This window comes from Paenibacillus bouchesdurhonensis (assembly GCF_900155685.1).
GTDB classification, from domain to species: Bacteria; Bacillota; Bacilli; order Paenibacillales; family Paenibacillaceae; genus Fontibacillus; species Fontibacillus bouchesdurhonensis.
Genome location: NZ_LT732548.1, coordinates 2820836 through 2837309, shown reverse-complemented (window position 1 = coordinate 2837309; position 16474 = coordinate 2820836). Strand labels below are relative to the sequence as shown.

Below are 16474 nucleotides of genomic sequence, written 5' to 3'. Positions count from 1 at the left end.
TAGCTACAAAAAACAGGCGTTGCCCGTCTGTCGGCTACGGTTGGCAGCCTCCACAAAACCAATGACCGCAAGGGTTTCCTTAAGCGATACAGGAGAGTGGCCCGTGTGAAAAAAGCCGATGACCTGCTCCAGCAAACTCTCGTAATAAGTGCTTCCAGCTTGAATATCCACATAGTCGCTGCCGCTCTGCCTGTGAATGACTGCCCCAAAGCTGCCGCCCCGTCTTCTGCCGCGCACAGTACCGATACGTCCATCCGACCAACAACCTATAATCATTTCATGCTCGCCGCTGCAGATCGTATGAACCTGCCGACACTCTTGACCCATAATCGCAAACAACATTTCCACCGTATGAACGCCATACCAGAAATAACCCGGCTGTCCTTGCACAAAGGGCATCGGCCCGCGTACATCCGCCCCGATGATTTCGCCTTGTTCTTCTCGCTGCAGCGCATTCGTCAAAGCTGCTGCATAGCGCAGTGAAGAAGAACTCATCACCGGTACTTTATTTCGCTCAGATAGCGAAAAGATTTCATAAGCATCTTCCAGGCTTGTCGTAAAAGGCTTATCTATAAATATAGGCTTGCCGTAGGGAGCTACTCTTCTGAATTGCTCCAAGTGCGTAGTGCCATCGACAGATTCGATCATTATCGCATCCGATGCCTCTGCTACCGCCTCAATGCTATCGAGCATTTGAACGCCGAACTGCTGAACAAGCTCATTACGATATCGGTCTACTCGGCTGTAACTTAATTCCATTCGCGGGGAACCTCCAGGATAGGCGCACCCGATCGTCGCGCCGGACAGCCTCGATGCTGGTTCCGTTCGACCGCGATGCAGCAGCTTAGCAAAAATACTGACATGCGAAGTATCTAGACCGATCATGCCAATATGAAGGGAGCGCTTCAGCTCAATCACCACTCTTTCTTATCGAATTAACTGTTTCAAGAAGGGCTCCTTGGGAAACTCCATCAATCGACACTATGGATGCTTGGTGAATGCGGGCGATCCGGCACATGGCGCGCTATTGGCTGATTCCTGTAACCGGCATAGAATAAGCGGGCACGGTCAGCTCATCGGCCTGCTTCGCGATATGATACGAAGCTTGATCCGCAAAGAATTGCAGTTCAACTCGCCGCTGTATCATTTTATGAGTAAGAGAAGCGATTTCTTCCTCTTCTCGATAAATTCCATATGTAGAACCATAGGACAGGTTCATTTCGTTGCGAATGACATCGAGCTGATGCGGCTCGATATTCAGCTCGGAAAGATAGCTCAAGTTTGTTCAACCAAGCTGTAAATTATAATTTCTATATTCTCAAAAAAAGAGTGCATTCTATTGCACCCTTCTTCCTGATTTTCTGATCTTATTTTTGTATAAAAGAAGCTCCATCAAATGTAAACATAGTCAGTCTAGTATCAGGCGTTCCCTGTAATGTCTCAGCGTCATCCTCTAGCAGGCTTAAAGTTCTCCAGTAGTACAACTGGTCATCTTGAATGCGGTATCCAGCTACAGTCATTGAATAAGAGTCTGGGATCATCGCATTCATTTCCTTTACAGCCCCTTTCCACGCTTCGACTACCTGTCCCTGCTCGATATACCAAAGGTGGGCAATTTCAACATCAAGCCCGGTCCCACCGGTACGCTCAAGCGTTTCGTATAACAGCTTGTCTCCTACCTGGATCGGTTCGCCCAGCTTTAAGGAATCCACCTTCCAGCGGCTTTCGAAAACCATTTGGTATTCTCCATCGGAAGCTTTTTTAAATATAAAATAATTCCCCAGGTGCACGCCCCCGTCAATTGCCGCTACAATTTCCACTTCCCCGTCGCCGTCCAGATCCAGCAGCTCAAAGGACAGACCCTCCACATAATAACGGTCTTCTGCGCCCTGCTCGACGATCCAATCCGCTACCTGCTTGCTCGTGATCTTTGCAACTGACTGTTCTCGCACACGACTTGCAGAATCAGTGACGATATCTATCTGAGCGCTTTGCCTATTCCAATTCACTTTATAGCCCAGTTCTGCGGCTAGAGGAAGAAGTGGTGCATAGACTTGGCCGTTGTTCACTTCAAACCGGGACTTTAGTTGCTGTCCATTCAATGATACGATCAGCGGATGATTGGCTTCAACCGGGGGAGTTATCGTTATGCCCAAGATCACTAAAGCTGTGATAGCTAGGGATCTGATCTTGTTCCTATTCTGCATCCAACCGTCCTCCCCTTCTACGCAAGCGATTTCATAGATTCATACAAGCTTTGTAAACTATAGTTACATCTTACCATTATAATAACGACTCTTGGTATATTTATTGTAATTCTTTTAGTGGAAATTTAGCAATTATATCAGCATTATTAATAGGGAGCAGAAACCTGCGACAATCATAAATAGAAACGAAAAATTATCCTTGAACTTAAAACCGTTAAAATCCGGAAATAACTTCGTTATCACAGCTAGGGTTAAGGTAGTTAATCCAGCGCTCATGCCAAAATAATCAGTGCTCCTAGTCATAATAAAAGTTAGCAGGTTAACCAAGATATACGAAGTTAACGTAATAGCTTTTCTATAAATGATCGGCATTATAGCCCTCCTGATTATTTCTAATAACCATCACCAACTCATTTTACCAGTTAAACGCCTATTAAACGCCTATTTTGTTAATAATTTCTCAGTCTGCGCAAAAAAAGAGCTGCCAGCAGGTTTTATATAAACCTGCAGAAGCAGCTCATCAATATGCTTAGGAGTTTGTGTAACTCTTAGGAGTTACGGAATGACACGTAACAATTAACGAGAAATAATGTGGATCGGCTTGCCTTCGACAACCTCTGCCGCTTCCATCGCAATTTCACCCAGCGTTGGGTGAGCGTGGATCGTCAAGGAGATATCTTCAAGCGTTGCACCCATTTCAATCGCAAGGGCGATTTCAGTAATGAGGTTGGATGCTTCGATACCGACGATTTGCGCGCCGATGACCAGATCGTTCTCCGCATTGGCAACAAGCTTCATGAAACCGTCAGGCTGATTCAAGGAAGTCGCGCGTCCGTTGGCAGCAAACGGGAATTTGCCGGATTTTACTTTGATGCCCTTCTCCTTCGCATCCTTCTCGGTCAAACCGACGCTGGAGCACTCAGGATCTGTAAAGACTACTGAAGGGATAGCTTTATAGTCCACAACGGATGGCAGTCCTGCAATTGCTTCAGCCGCCACTTTGCCCTCGTAGGAAGCTTTGTGAGCGAGCGCCAGACCAGGAACGATATCGCCAATTGCGAAAACTTTCGGATTGGATGAACGGCCTTGATGGTCAACTTTAACAAGTCCGCGATCGTCCAGTTCAACGCCGGCAAGGTCAAGGCCTAGTTCACCGTCCGTGTTAGGACGGCGTCCTACAGTAACCAGCAGATAGTCTGCCGTAATTTCCTTGTTTTCACCGTTTACGGAATATTTAACCGTAACGTCCTTATCGGTTTGCACCGCACTTTCCGCTTTTGCGTTCGTTACGATCTCAATGCCCGTTTTCTCCATGCTTTTTGCCACAAGACGAGTCATGTCTTTGTCGAAGCCAGGAAGTACTGTATCCATACCTTCAATGATCGTAACTTTGGTACCGAACTTGGACAGCATTTGACCAAGCTCTGCACCGATGTATCCACCGCCGATTACGACGAGGCTGCCTGGAATTTCTGGCAGCTCCAATGCTTCCGTTGAAGACAGAATTCGTCCTCCGAACGGGAATGGCTTAAGCTCAATCGGACGGGAACCCGTTGCCAGAATGCAATGCTTAAAGCGGTAGCGAGGCGCTTCATAATCGTTAAATACGCGAGCTTCGTTCTCATTGATGAACATCACTTCGCCGTTGAATACCTCGACCTTGTTGCCTTTCAGCAAGCCGCCAACGCCTTGGGTCATTTTTTTAACGACACTGTTCTTGAATTCCTGAGTTTTAGTGAAATCTACCTTCACATTTTCCACAGAAATACCGAACGCATCCGCATTTTTGGCGGACTCATATTGGTGAGCAGCGGAAATCAATGCTTTAGACGGAATACATCCACGGTTCAAGCACACACCGCCAAGCTCTGATTTATCGACAATCAATACCTTTTGTCCCAATTGGGCAGCGCGAATGGCTGCCACATAACCGCCGGGACCTGCACCGACTACCAGTGTATCAATATCAAGAGAAGCGTCTCCTACGACCATGTTGTTATACCTCCATTACGAGCAGCTCAGGGTTGGAGAGCAGCTCTTTGATATAGTTCATGAAGTACTGAGCAGTTGCGCCATCGATCAGACGATGGTCAAAGCTGAGGGACAGAGCCATAACCGGAGCTACGACGATTTCACCGTTCTTCACAACCGGCTTCTCGCTAATACGGCCAGTTCCAAGGATAGCTACTTCTGGGTAGTTAATGATTGGTGTAAAGAACATACCGCCAGCAGAGCCGATGTTCGTAATAGAAATCGTGCTGCCTCTCATCTCGTTAGCAGCCAACTTGCCTTCACGTCCGCGAGTAGCCAAATCACGAATCGCATCAGCGATCATCCAGATGCTCTTACGGTCAGCATCCTTGATGACTGGAACGATCAGACCATTGTCCGTATCGGTTGCGATACCGATATCATAATGTTTCTTGTATACAATCTCGTTGTTCTCTTCATCGATCGAAGCGTTAAGCGCAGGGAATTGACGAGCAGCTGCAACAAGCGCTTTGACGATGAACGGAAGGTAAGTCACTTTCGTGCCTTTCTTCTCAGCGATTGGCTTCATGCGCGTACGGAACGCAACAAGGTCAGTCACGTCAACTTCGTCCATGATTGTAACGTGAGGAGCTGTGTATGCAGATTTAACCATCGCATTGGAAATCGCCTTACGAATACCTTTGAACGGTACGCGTTCTTCTTCAGCACTTACGCTAGCTGTCGAAGCCGCTGCTGCAGCTGGTGCTGCTTCCTCGGTCTTGGCGCTCTCTTGAGCAGAAGCTGGCGCTCCGCCGCCGTTCAGGAATGCCTCTACGTCCTCGCGGGTGATTTTGCCGGCCTTGCCGGAGCCTTGAACCTGGCTAAGATCTACGCCCTTCTCGCGAGCAAACTTGCGAACGCTTGGCGTAGCCAAAACTTCGCGGTTAGGTGCTGCTGGAGCAGCAGCGCTATCCTTGCCTGCAGCTGGATTCTCGGTAGCCGGAGAGTCTTTCGTATCTGCTCCGCCTTGCGCAGCATCTGCTTCTTGTGCGCTTTGCTCTTCTGGAGGAGCTGCCTGCTCTGGAATGTCGCCTTCAGCATCGATGACCGCAACGACTTGCCCTACGCGGAATACGGCGCCGTCCGTACCGAACACTTCTTGTACTGTACCGTTTACCGGACAAGGCACTTCAACGACCGCCTTGTCGTTCTGTACTTCCATAATAATATCGTCGTCGGTTACCTTATCGCCGACTTTGATATGCATTTTAATAATTTCGCCTTCATGCAGTCCCTCACCAAGCTCAGGGAATCGATATTCAAATTTAGCCACCTGGAAGACCTCCTAGTTCAATAAGTTTAAAATTCGAGTACTTTGTTCACTCCTGCGATAATCGTAGCCGGAGACGGAAGCCATTGATCTTCAATTTGCGCGAACGGATATATGGTATCCGGCGGAGCTACACGAAGTACAGGCGCCTCCAAGTGAAGAATAGCTTTCTCGTTGATTTGAGCGATGACCTCAGCAGCGATTCCTGCTGATTTCTGCGCTTCTTGGACGATAATCGCACGGTTCGTTTTCTTAACCGATTCAATAACAGTATCAATGTCCAGAGGCACAAGCGTACGCAGGTCGATGACCTCTGCTTTAATGCCGTTTTTCTCCAATTCTTCCGCCGCTTTAACAGCAGTGTGCACCATGAGGCCATATGACACGATCGTTACATCGGAGCCCTCGCGAACAACCTTCGCTTTACCTAGCTCAACCGTGTATTCCCCTTCTGGCACTTCTTCACGGTAAGCGTGGTACAGGTTCAAGTGCTCCATGAAGAATACCGGGTCATTGTCGCGGATTGCGGAAATCATCAAGCCCTTCGCATCGTAAGGGTTAGATGGGATTACTAATTTAATACCCGGAGTTTGCGCGATCAAACCTTCCAGTGCATCTGTGTGAAGCTCAGCCGCTTTAACACCGCCGCCGAACGGGGTACGGAATACGATTGGAGCGTTGTAGCGGCCGCCAGAGCGATAACGCATACGGGCTGCTTGCACAACGATCTGATCCAAAGCTTCAAAAATAAAACCTACGAACTGGATTTCTGCAATCGGTCGAAATCCTTGAACGCCCAAACCTACCGCCATACCACCTATTGCGGATTCTGCCAACGGCGTGTCGAACACGCGCTCTTCGCCGAAATCTTTTTGCAAGCCTTCTGTGGCGCGGAATACGCCACCGACATTACCGACGTCCTCGCCGAAAATTAGGACGCTAGGATCACGCTCTAATTCCACGCGCATCGCATCACGAATCGCTTCTTTTAAATTCATTTGTGCCATTAGATTCATATCCTCCTCATTAAGAAACAATCAAACTTTTACTACCGATACTGCCGAGCATCCAGAGTGCCCTATTAGGTGCCTTTGATTATTGGAAATCTGCCTTTTGCTCTTCCAGATGTTTAGGCGTAGTTTCGAACATGCTATCAATCAGACCAGGAATGGTCATTTTTTCGGTTTGTTCTGCTTTCTTAATTTGCTCGTTCACCGTTGCTTTTGCTTCTTCTTTAACGCGAGCTGTATCTTCTTCTGTCCATAGACCTTTTTTCTCCAAATATTTAGCAAGACGTGCAATCGGGTCCTTCTCGCTCCACTCGCCTTCCTCTTCCTTCGTGCGGTACTTGGAAGTATCGTCAGACAAGGAGTGCGGACGGAAACGGTAAGTTACAGCCTCAATCAATGTTGCGCCTTCGCCTTTGAGAGCGCGCTCTCTGGCTTCCTCAACTGCACTGATTACAGCGAACACGTCCATACCATCGATTTTCACGCCGCGAATGCCTGCTGCAACCGCTTTGTGCGCGATCGACAGAGCTGCCGTTTGTTTAGAGAACGGAGTAGTAATTGCATAGCCGTTGTTCTGCACAAAGAAAATAACCGGCAGTTTATAGACTCCAGCAAAGTTCAATGCTTCGTAGAAATCGCCCTCGGAGGAACCCCCATCACCTGTATACGTGATAGCGACTTGCTGCTGTTTCTTCAATTTATAACCCATTGCGATACCCATGGCATGCAGTACTTGGGCACCGATAATGATTTGTGGCATAAGTACATTAACGTCTTCCGGGATTTGACCGCCATGCTGGTGCCCGCGGGAATACAGGAACGCTTGGTACAGCGGGAGACCATGCCAAACGAGCTGCGGCATATCACGGTAGCCCGGGCAAATAAAGTCATTCTTATCCAATGCGAACTGACTTCCAACCATCGTTGCTTCTTGACCGGATACTGGAGCGTAGAAACCAAGACGGCCTTGGCGTCCCAGATTGATCGCTCTTTCATCCCAAGTACGGGTAAATACCATGCGGTACATTAGTTCCTTCAATTGATCATCACTTAATTTTGGAGCTTTATCTTTGTTAACGATTTCACCGTCCGGCGATAGCACGGACAAAGCTTCGACTTCCTCTGTGTAAACTTCATAAGGAATCTTGCTCTTGCTCATTTTCTTCACCTCGACAAAAAATTTGATTATCATGTTCTGCTGTTATAGAATTATTATACATCTGTTTCACTCAATAAGTCAAAGATATTCCGGTAATTTGTACTTTACAGTTATCTTTGTATGTATAACAGAGTATTTATATTACTATAACAGCGGGCCGTTTTATGGCCGAAGAATTGTACAGGTACTCTAACGGTTATCTTATCTTATCAGCCATTCAAAAGCAAAATATGAAGACGGGAGTGTGTTGTATAATGACGGATTCGCGCTATTTAAAACGTACAATTATCAAGGAGGAAATTAACAGCAAATACTTAGGTGAAAAACGCTCTCTACGCATTTATTTGCCTCCGGGCTATAACGAAATACTCAGTTATCCTGTCGTATATTGTCAGGACGGAGAAGAGTTTTTCAATTACGGCCGAATTGCCACGCATGCTAATCGCCTCATTCTGGATGAAGGATTAGATCCTTTCATTATCGTAGGCGTAGAGGTCGATACATCGGTTCGAACGGAAGAATACGCTCCCTTCGGCAACCGTTTCGACGCTTACGTTTCTTGCTTCACTGAAGAAATTATTCCCTACGTTGAGAGCAAATATCCGGTTCGCCGCGAGCCCGATGAACGGATCTTGGCCGGAGATTCTCTAGGCGGAACCGTATCGCTTCATATCGCGATGAAAAACCGTGAACTGTTTTCCAAAGTCATCAGCTTGTCCGGCGCGTTTTACGAGAAAAGCCAGCAACTGGTAACTGAGGAATCCGATTTGTCCTTCCTTTCCTTATATATGATCGTCGGTCTGCAGGAAGATCATTACACGACCGATACCGGAACCTATAACTTTGTCGAGTTAAACCGAACGACAAAGGCCCTTTTAGAAGAAAGAGGCGCCAAGGTTCAATATTTAGAAAAGGACGGCAAGCATCTTTGGGGCTTCTGGCAAAACGAGCTGCCGGATGCATTACTCCATTTTCTGAATTAGTGACGAAAAAAATAACTTAAATTAAGAAAAAGAAGCTGCCCCATGAGCGTGGTGGCGCTTTCATTTTCTCGCTGTATAGGGGAAGCTGCTTTTCGGCTTCTCTCTTTCTTTCCTATATAATGAGTACAATGCGTCAACTCCTGTCTTCACTATCCCGCCTGTCTGACCAGACGCCACTCTAAATCCATTTTAGTCCGCCATGGTAAAATTGTGCAAGCATCAAATCTGTTTTATACTGTAGTCGGGGTATGTTCCGCAATAGGAAAGGAAGTAGAGAGATGACAGAAAAACGAGTACTTATTTTTGCAGGCGGCAATATGAGTCCTGTATATTTAGAAGAAATTCGTCAGGATGATCTGATTATCGGTGCAGATCGAGGTGCGTTATTTCTCGTAGAACACGGAATACATCCTCATATCTCCGTCGGCGACTTCGATTCAATTACGCAGAATGAGCTGGACAAGGTCAAAAGCGTCAGCGGCGAGATCATCACTTGCGATCCCGTAAACAAAGATTTAACCGATACTGAATTGGCTTATGTTATTGCCATGGATCATCAAGCTACAGAAATCGTCATGATGGGTGTAACCGGCACAAGACTGGATCATACCCTCGCCAACATTCAAATTATGCTGCGGGGATTGCAGCACCAAATACAAAGTGCCATATACGACACCCATAACTATATTACACTTACCGGTTCCGACAGCATCATCCAGGAACGAGGCTTCACCTATGTATCCCTAGTACCTCTTACGCCCGAAGTAACCGGTATCTGCTTGACGGGATTTAAGTACCCGCTTGAAAATGCAACGCTTCGAATGGGACAATCATTAGGCATTAGCAATCAGCTTGCAGAACAGGAAGGAACCATTCGGATCGAGAGCGGCCTGCTCCTGATCATACAAAGCCGAGATTAAGCTTAACAAAAGACAAAATTGTAACCATTGCTTCCAAGTTTGTAATTCTTTCAGAAACCTTGATCTATCAGGGTTTCTTTTCTTTCTCCCTCTCAAATGCATGCTATATTCTTAATTTTTTGTAAACTTTAATAGATTTTTAATAAATAGCTTTAAGGCTAAGAGGGACAGTGATTTCCGCAATTCTACCAAATTATAGCTGGTTTCAAACCTGTTATACTTCAAATCAAGCCGGTCAAAAAAAACTTTGGAGGTACAACAACAACATGAAAATGCATACTATATCCCAAAAAGTATTGACGGTAGGTATTGTATCAGCGCTCGGATTTGGTACTTTGCTTGCTAGCGGTGCGGGCACAGCACAAGCAGCATCCCTATCTGCGGAAAGTGTAGCCGTTTCTAAAGGAACTAAAGTTGTCAATTTCGGAAAAAAATATATGGGCACACCTTATAAATTCGGTGCATCGACATCTACTACTAGAGTATTTGATTGCTCTTCCTTCATGAAACATATTTTCAAGCAATATGGAGTTAACCTGCCTCGTACATCTGCAGCTCAATCTAAAGTTGGTAAAGCTGTTTCCAAATCGAATTTGAAGGCAGGAGATCTTGTATTCTTCTCTAGCGGCAGTCGTTCTACAGGTAAAAATATCACTCACGTCGCTGTCTATGTCGGAAATGGAAAAATTCTGCATACTTATGGAAAACCAGGTGTAACGATTTCTGATTTGAACTCCGGAACATGGAAAAGAACTTATATTAAAGCTCGTCGCGTACTCTAGTACGTATTTATGCAACTCGAATATGCTCCCCTTTAAGCAGACTGGTTTAAAAAATATACCGACTGCTTAAAGGGGAGCTTGCTGTTTGTCTAACAGGAACAGAGGTCGAAGCTTAATGTATCATATAGCCCGTCCCCCGAACCGTATGAATAATTTTACGCGTTCTGCCGCGGTCGATTTTTTTGCGCAGATGGCGGACATATACATCCACTACATTCGTACCCGTCGCAAAATCGTATCCCCATACCTCCTGCAATATGGCCTCTCGTTCGCATACAGTATTGGCACGCTTCGTAAGATACACGAGCAAATCATATTCCTTAGGAGTCAGCTTAATGATTTCTCCTGCGCGGAATACCTTACGGCTCTTCGGCTCGATTCGCAAGTCCTCAAATATGATTTCACTTGGCTGACCATCATTCATGCTCATGAACAGCTTGACCAAATTCTCCATGCGCGTCTCCAGTTCTTTAAACGGCACACTGCCATCGACAACATCGCTCGCTCCCGCTGCAAATGCATCAATTAACTGCTCTGTGCTGCGTTCAAGCAGTACGGCAATCACGGGGAACGATAACACTCCCTCATGCGCTCGAAGCAGTTCCATAGTGTCCACTTCTGAGCGCCCTTTTTCAACCAGCATGATATCCGGTTTCTGCTTAAGCAGTTCTTCCTTCGTAACATCCTTATTGCGAAACCAAGTTACACCATATCCCGCGTCGTTCAGCTGTTGGTATAACCGGCTGCTTTCTTGGGATTCCCCGCCTGCCGACAATATGTGAACTTCCATACTTTTCGCCGCCCACCTTTATGCATCCACATCCCTAAATTCATTTATTAAGATGGTCAAAATGCAAACAAACCATTCCCCAAATAACCGGAAATGGTTTGCTACACAGATTTACGAATCGCATTAACCGAAATATTTATCGTAGAGCACTTTCGCCTCGACAATATCCTTCGTCCCATGGATGAGCGCCCTGCCGTCTTTAAATAAGACAAGGCGACGCGCTCCGATCGTATAGGTCAGAAGAAAATTATTGAATTCGGCGGTTCCTTCCCCCAAACGGGTTAATGCCTTGACCGTTTCCTCCAAATTCCACTTCCGAGGTTGAGCCGGCCGAATCTGTACAGTATCTCTGCCGCATAGCACTTCTGTCTTTCGCGAGCCTGAATGCGATAAATACGGGTAAGTAGCCCCTTGTCCACAGGATAGGCAGTCTGGTTTTTTGGCAGCATTCATCTTGAGCGAAGCTTGCTCATTTCGCCATAAATCGAAGGTCAGCAGGGTTCCTCGAAGACTTTCGATTTGCCCTGTCAGCAGCTTTAGCGCCTCCGTCGTTTGATGGGCAACAACGGTCTGAACTGTCGGCGGGATAATACCCGCAGTATCACAAGTATCACCACCGAGTGGAACCGAACCTAGCAGGCAGTTCAAACAGGCCGTTTCCCCCGGCAATATCGTATACGTAATTCCATAACTGCCGACGCACGCACCGTATATCCATGGAATGCTTTGCTTCTGAGAGATGTCATTAATGACCATTCTCGTATCAAAATTATCGGTGGCATCCAGGATCAAATGGATGCCTGGAAGTAAGGAGCTGATTTCAGCGTAAGTTACATCCATAACATGCGCTTCAATAGTCACCTCGCTATTAATCGCCTGCAGCCTCTTTTGGGCCGCTATCGCCTTAGGCAAGCGTCGCTCGGCATCCTCTTCAGCAAACAATTGCTGCCTTTGTAAGTTGCTCCATTCCACGTAATCCCGGTCGGCAATAACCACTCGGCCTACCCCGGCACGAACAAGCGTTTCGGCAATTCCCGTTCCAAGCGCTCCTGCGCCGACAATAAGAACAGCGCTCGCGGACAGCTTGCGCTGTCCCTCTATGCCGATCATCGCAAAACGTTCCTGCCTAGAGTATCGATCCATGCGCCCCCTTGGATCAGCGTTTGCCGCCGCTGGGAATTCAATTTTTTTGGCTGGCATTCTCAGACCAGCTCCTTTCCATGGAACTTCTGTTTAGTGAGTGGACCATTGCTCCACGTCCCATACTTTTGTAACCCAGTCCTCATAGAAATCCGGCTCGTGAGACACAAGCAGCACCGTGCCTTTAAACTCCTTCAACGCCCTCTTCAATTCTTCTTTGGCTACGACATCCAAATGGTTCGTCGGCTCGTCGAATAAGATCCAGTTCGTCTCTCTCATCATTAGCTTGCAAAGGCGGACTTTGGCTTGCTCGCCACCGCTCAGCGCTCTAAGCTGGCGGGTGATATGATCGTTCTTCAGACCACAGCGCGCCAGATGAGCTCGCACTTCATGCTGGTTAAGATGTGGGAATTCATTCCATACATCGTCAATCGGCGTAGCATTCCCGGCGCGAACCTCCTGCTCGAAATAAGCCGGGAAGAGGAAATCTCCTTGATACGTTTTCCCGCTGATCGGAGGTATTTTACCAAGAATCGTCTTTAACAGCGTTGATTTACCGACGCCATTGCAGCCGACGATCGCAATTTTCTCCCCGCGCTCAATCGTCATCGACATTTTTGGAAGCAGCGCATGCGTATAACCGATTTCAAAATCGATGCCTTCGAATACGGTTTTGCCGCTCGCGCGGGATTCCTTGAAGCCAAATACGGGTTTTGCGGCTTCTTCGGGCTTATCGATCCGTTCCAAGCGATCCAATTGCTTCTCCCGGCTCTTCGCGCGGCCCGATGTCGAATACCTGGCTTTATTCCGCTGTATAAAATCCTCTTGCTTCTTAATGAATTCCTGCTGTTTTTCATATGCTTCGATATGCTGGTTCTTATTAATATCCGCCATATCGAGAAACTTCTCATAGTTGGCTGAATAGCGGGTCAATTTAGCAAATTCCAGATGGTAAATAACATTGACGACCTTATTCATGAACTCCGTATCATGGGAAATAAGAATGAAAGCATACGGATAGTTCTGCAAATAGTTGGTCAACCATTGGATATGCTCCACATCCAAGTAGTTCGTAGGCTCATCCAGCAGCAACACGTTCGGCTTCTCCAGTAATAGCTTAGCCAGAAGCACCTTCGTACGCTGCCCGCCGCTGAGCGCAGACACGTCACGATCCAGGCCGACCGCAGACAAACCGAGTCCATTCGCCATTTCCTCGACCTTCACATCAATCAAATAGAAATCACCGATCTCCAGCTGCTCCTGAATCTCACCCATTTGCTCTAAAAGCAATTCTAATTCTTCAGGTGAAGCATCTGCCATCTTCTCGGTAATTGCCATCATTTCTTTCTCCAGCTCAAGCAGCGGAAGAAATGCATCCTTCAATATATCACGAACCGTCTTGCCGGGAGTCAGCTTGGTATGCTGATCGAGATAGCCGTAACGAAGCTTCGGTGTCCATTCCACCTTGCCTTCATCCTTTAGAACCTGTCCTGTCAAGATGTTCATTAAAGTTGACTTGCCTACGCCATTAGCTCCAACCAAGCCGACATGCTCCCCAGCTAACAGGCGAAACGAAACATTTTTGAATAAAGTCCGGTCTCCAAAATTGTGGGAGACGTTCTCTACAGTTAATAAACTCATATTTGCGACCAATACTCCTTCTATATGACATTCAAGAACCTATTTTAGCACAAGTAGGAGAAGGTCTGAAACTGTTTTATTTAAAGCATCAAGGGCAAGCAGCCTCAAAATATCCTTGAGCCGCTGCATCTCGCCGCCTAGCAAAAATTTGTTCACCACGATAACGATGAGCGCATCTATCCCTATACTGGTATTTCAGCCCTGTTGCGTCGTCCACACCTCCGATCAATGGCGCGCTTTGAACAATACGGCCGCCGCCAAAGGCATAATTGTTGTAATAGCGGTCACCTACCGGGATGCCTTGCAAAAATGCGAGCACTCCAACATCATTCAATGTATTATTCCAGTCTTCCTGTCCTAAGATCGGCAGCGTGAAAATATAATTCATACCCAGGCGCGCAGCATATTCATTATGCCGATTCATGTATCCAGCAAGCTCATCTTCGATACTTCGTACAATCGTGAATCTTCTTACCTGCTCAAACGTATTTGTATCCTGAAGCAAGGGAATGCTCGTTATCCGCTGCAACTCATCCAGTTTGCCCCTATACCATTGACCGGTAGAACTTTCATAAGCTGTTAAAGCATCATCGAGCGTGAAGGATACGCTATTTCCCAATTGATCCATATACACATATGGCTTCTTAGGACGCCAGCGATGTGAAATTTCAGGCGTTTTGCTCAGATTTTCGGCACTCTCATCAACCGCATAAATAGAGTACCCGTCATATTCTAGGATTACTATAGCCGGGATGTAAGTCATCATTGATCCCAGACTTAGATCATCGTCCTCGATTCCCAGATTGACCGACATCGTACGAATAAATGCAGATAGAGCTTGTTCTTTATCCGCTCTCATATACTTTACTGAGCTGTAGCCCATTTCGAAATACTGCAGCTCATTCAGATTCAGAGCGCTAGCCGCATCCTGCACAGCTGTATGTAGAGCAGTCGTATAACGAACCTGCAGCCGATGAACTTCACGCACATCACCGGTATGCAGTTGAAGTAGCCATAGAACAGGCGCAGCAAGCAGCACGAAAATAATGGCCCAATCAGTAATCTTCATTAAGCACCATGCCCCCGTAATTCAAAACTTCCGAACTATGGGTTCTTGTCCCCCCATACAAGATATCATGGAACACCATAATCGGTGTGCGACTCAGATTAGTAATTGTTACAGTGAAATAATCCTCAGCCTCCAACCTATACATAGGCTCCTCCTCTCTACCAGAAACGGGATCCTGCGGAAACAAGAGCGGCAGTATATCATGACTATAATAGGCTTCATAATGGACGCTGAAACGATCAAGAAAGGTGCTCGAGTCAGCAGGATCGCTATACTCTGGATGATATTTTTTATGCCGATACTCCAGATCAATCCTGTATTCTCCCCCAGCTGTAGCAAGCTCATTTACGAAGTCATTGTACATACCCCGCGATAAGTAGCCTTTATTCCGAACCGCATCCGTAAAGCGAACAAGCGTATTATAAGCCGCAAGCACTCTATAATCCTTTTCCCGCTGAGCCGACTGAACAGCCGGAACTAAATACAGCAAGACGACAGCCAATATCGCGGCCGTAATTTTTGATAGCGCGTTTGACATCGCACAGCCCCTTATTCTTTAAAAAAGGATATTTTTCGTGCACGTCCATCCATGTCATATTCCATCTGAACCCCATAGCCTGCCGTTAGATCCAAAAGACCAGAGGCTCTAATCACGGAAGCATCCTGAACAGAATAATCGTCGCTGTCTACTCCATTCAAATCTGCTCTTACACCGTCTATTTCAACAGTGATACAGTGTATAGCCAGTTCTCTTAAGCTATGCATGATCTCCGCTCCTGAATATTGCTCATGCCGCACAGCTATCCCGCTCCCCGTGTAGAGGCTATCCTTCTGCCCTTGCGTAAACGGTACCAGTTGATCCAGCACTCCGTGCTCAAGCCTGGTCTGATCATATGCAATCCAAACTGCGCTAAAACAAATCATGCAAGCAAACAGGAGCCATAACATACTTTTTAAACTGTTATACATGTTATTAAGGAATAGCCAGCACAGTCGTCTGCGTAAAAATTATTCCTCTTACGACATTAGAGTTGTCCTTGATGACTTTAGCCTTGAACTTGCCACTCGGATTAACATATTCGTCCAAAACCTCATTCCAGGAATTATTAATATTGCCAACCTTATCGCTCACAACGGCGCCATAATCTTCAATGGATGCGCTGTCTCCTACACGCAGCATATTGCCGTACCATTGCCCGTTTCTGTTCTTCCCGGTCTTGACCTGGATTCCGAACTGCTCCCGATCCTTGAATTTCCTGAGGGCATTCGTTACCTGCGACCCGCTGACGGTTGTATCGTCATAAACGGTAAATGATGCCTGCGAAAGCTCTGTTTGAATATCGGAAAAATTATTTTGCGCGGTTTTAGTTGCTTCCTGTGCAGATACGAACAATATGACAACGATCGTTATTAGTGCAATCGTCAGAAAAATACCTGCAGCAACCTTTAATGCCGATGAAGCGTTATTCATT

Annotated in this window: 17 protein-coding genes; 3 read left to right on the top strand and 14 right to left on the bottom strand. The window is 46.6% G+C overall.

Features of this window, described 5'->3' with window-relative positions:
• Nucleotides 1-3 precede the first annotated feature (3 nt).
• The 7 genes from CZ379_RS17100 to pdhA all read right to left on the bottom strand — a co-directional run bounded on the left by CZ379_RS17100 (nucleotide 4) and on the right by pdhA (nucleotide 7677).
• The gene (locus CZ379_RS17100) at nucleotides 4-918 is read right to left on the bottom strand and encodes a Gfo/Idh/MocA family protein (protein WP_234404940.1); all 915 of its coding nucleotides are present in this window, start codon (nucleotides 916-918) and stop codon (nucleotides 4-6) included.
• A 106-nt stretch (nucleotides 919-1024) separates the two neighbouring features.
• The gene (locus tag CZ379_RS17095; RefSeq protein WP_110932725.1) at nucleotides 1025-1279 is read right to left on the bottom strand and encodes a hypothetical protein; all 255 of its coding nucleotides are present in this window, start codon (nucleotides 1277-1279) and stop codon (nucleotides 1025-1027) included.
• Nucleotides 1280-1367: 88 nt separating this feature from the next.
• Nucleotides 1368-2207, bottom strand: coding sequence for a hypothetical protein (locus tag CZ379_RS17090; RefSeq protein WP_110932724.1), 840 nt, complete (start codon nucleotides 2205-2207; stop codon nucleotides 1368-1370).
• Between the two features lie 576 nt (nucleotides 2208-2783).
• Entirely contained in the window at nucleotides 2784-4199 is a 1416-nt protein-coding gene (lpdA, locus tag CZ379_RS17080; protein ID WP_110932722.1) for a dihydrolipoyl dehydrogenase, read from the bottom strand.
• A 4-nt stretch (nucleotides 4200-4203) separates the two neighbouring features.
• Nucleotides 4204-5511 carry a dihydrolipoamide acetyltransferase family protein gene (locus CZ379_RS17075; RefSeq protein ID WP_110932721.1) on the bottom strand — a complete coding sequence of 436 codons (1308 nt, stop codon included), beginning with the start codon at nucleotides 5509-5511 and terminating at the stop codon, nucleotides 4204-4206.
• Between the two features lie 26 nt (nucleotides 5512-5537).
• Complete coding sequence (locus CZ379_RS17070; protein ID WP_110932720.1) at nucleotides 5538-6515, bottom strand: alpha-ketoacid dehydrogenase subunit beta; 978 nt, start codon at nucleotides 6513-6515, stop codon at nucleotides 5538-5540.
• Between the two features lie 88 nt (nucleotides 6516-6603).
• Nucleotides 6604-7677: a pyruvate dehydrogenase (acetyl-transferring) E1 component subunit alpha gene (gene pdhA / locus CZ379_RS17065; protein ID WP_110932719.1), complete on the bottom strand. Its 1074-nt coding sequence runs from the start codon at nucleotides 7675-7677 to the stop codon at nucleotides 6604-6606.
• 254 nt (nucleotides 7678-7931) lie between these two features.
• Between pdhA and CZ379_RS17060 the strand changes: the two genes are divergently transcribed.
• From CZ379_RS17060 to CZ379_RS17050, 3 genes are all read left to right on the top strand, one after another.
• A complete protein-coding gene (locus tag CZ379_RS17060; protein WP_110932718.1) occupies nucleotides 7932-8660 on the top strand; it encodes an alpha/beta hydrolase in 729 nt (242 codons plus the stop codon).
• A 278-nt stretch (nucleotides 8661-8938) separates the two neighbouring features.
• A complete protein-coding gene (locus tag CZ379_RS17055) occupies nucleotides 8939-9580 on the top strand; it encodes a thiamine diphosphokinase (protein WP_110932717.1) in 642 nt (213 codons plus the stop codon).
• Between the two features lie 266 nt (nucleotides 9581-9846).
• Entirely contained in the window at nucleotides 9847-10362 is a 516-nt protein-coding gene (locus tag CZ379_RS17050) for a C40 family peptidase (RefSeq protein ID WP_110932716.1), read from the top strand.
• Between the two features lie 112 nt (nucleotides 10363-10474).
• On the opposite strand, the gene CZ379_RS17045 is transcribed toward CZ379_RS17050, so the two are convergent.
• The 7 genes from CZ379_RS17045 to CZ379_RS17015 all read right to left on the bottom strand — a co-directional run bounded on the left by CZ379_RS17045 (nucleotide 10475) and on the right by CZ379_RS17015 (nucleotide 16473).
• Nucleotides 10475-11152: a winged helix-turn-helix transcriptional regulator gene (locus tag CZ379_RS17045; RefSeq protein WP_110932715.1), complete on the bottom strand. Its 678-nt coding sequence runs from the start codon at nucleotides 11150-11152 to the stop codon at nucleotides 10475-10477.
• A 123-nt stretch (nucleotides 11153-11275) separates the two neighbouring features.
• Entirely contained in the window at nucleotides 11276-12352 is a 1077-nt protein-coding gene (locus tag CZ379_RS17040; RefSeq protein ID WP_110932714.1) for a ThiF family adenylyltransferase, read from the bottom strand.
• Nucleotides 12353-12385: 33 nt separating this feature from the next.
• Nucleotides 12386-13933 (bottom strand): ABC-F family ATP-binding cassette domain-containing protein, encoded by a 1548-nt coding sequence (locus CZ379_RS17035; protein WP_110932713.1) that lies wholly within the window; start codon nucleotides 13931-13933, stop codon nucleotides 12386-12388.
• 88 nt (nucleotides 13934-14021) lie between these two features.
• Nucleotides 14022-15002: a hypothetical protein gene (locus CZ379_RS17030; RefSeq protein WP_110932712.1), complete on the bottom strand. Its 981-nt coding sequence runs from the start codon at nucleotides 15000-15002 to the stop codon at nucleotides 14022-14024.
• Nucleotides 14989-15540, bottom strand: coding sequence for a hypothetical protein (locus CZ379_RS17025; RefSeq protein WP_110932711.1), 552 nt, complete (start codon nucleotides 15538-15540; stop codon nucleotides 14989-14991). The genes CZ379_RS17030 and CZ379_RS17025 overlap by 14 nt, the downstream gene beginning before the upstream one ends.
• A gap of 11 nt (nucleotides 15541-15551) precedes the next feature.
• Complete coding sequence (locus CZ379_RS17020) at nucleotides 15552-15869, bottom strand: hypothetical protein (protein ID WP_234404939.1); 318 nt, start codon at nucleotides 15867-15869, stop codon at nucleotides 15552-15554.
• A gap of 106 nt (nucleotides 15870-15975) precedes the next feature.
• Nucleotides 15976-16473, bottom strand: coding sequence for an ABC transporter permease (locus CZ379_RS17015; protein ID WP_110932709.1), 498 nt, complete (start codon nucleotides 16471-16473; stop codon nucleotides 15976-15978).
• Between the last annotated feature and the right edge of the window lies 1 nt (nucleotide 16474).

Coding starts and splice junctions, on each gene's coding strand:
- CZ379_RS17050 (WP_110932716.1), top strand. CDS start 9,847: ATGAAAATGCATACTATATCCCAAAAAGTATTGACGGTAGGTATTGTA.
- CZ379_RS17060 (WP_110932718.1), top strand. CDS start 7,932: ATGACGGATTCGCGCTATTTAAAACGTACAATTATCAAGGAGGAAATT.
- CZ379_RS17055 (WP_110932717.1), top strand. CDS start 8,939: ATGACAGAAAAACGAGTACTTATTTTTGCAGGCGGCAATATGAGTCCT.
- lpdA (WP_110932722.1), bottom strand. CDS start 4,199: ATGGTCGTAGGAGACGCTTCTCTTGATATTGATACACTGGTAGTCGGT.
- CZ379_RS17030 (WP_110932712.1), bottom strand. CDS start 15,002: ATGAAGATTACTGATTGGGCCATTATTTTCGTGCTGCTTGCTGCGCCT.
- CZ379_RS17045 (WP_110932715.1), bottom strand. CDS start 11,152: ATGGAAGTTCACATATTGTCGGCAGGCGGGGAATCCCAAGAAAGCAGC.
- CZ379_RS17025 (WP_110932711.1), bottom strand. CDS start 15,540: ATGTCAAACGCGCTATCAAAAATTACGGCCGCGATATTGGCTGTCGTC.
- CZ379_RS17035 (WP_110932713.1), bottom strand. CDS start 13,933: ATGAGTTTATTAACTGTAGAGAACGTCTCCCACAATTTTGGAGACCGG.
- CZ379_RS17015 (WP_110932709.1), bottom strand. CDS start 16,473: ATGAATAACGCTTCATCGGCATTAAAGGTTGCTGCAGGTATTTTTCTG.
- CZ379_RS17040 (WP_110932714.1), bottom strand. CDS start 12,352: ATGCCAGCCAAAAAAATTGAATTCCCAGCGGCGGCAAACGCTGATCCA.
- CZ379_RS17070 (WP_110932720.1), bottom strand. CDS start 6,515: ATGGCACAAATGAATTTAAAAGAAGCGATTCGTGATGCGATGCGCGTG.
- pdhA (WP_110932719.1), bottom strand. CDS start 7,677: ATGAGCAAGAGCAAGATTCCTTATGAAGTTTACACAGAGGAAGTCGAA.
- CZ379_RS17090 (WP_110932724.1), bottom strand. CDS start 2,207: ATGCAGAATAGGAACAAGATCAGATCCCTAGCTATCACAGCTTTAGTG.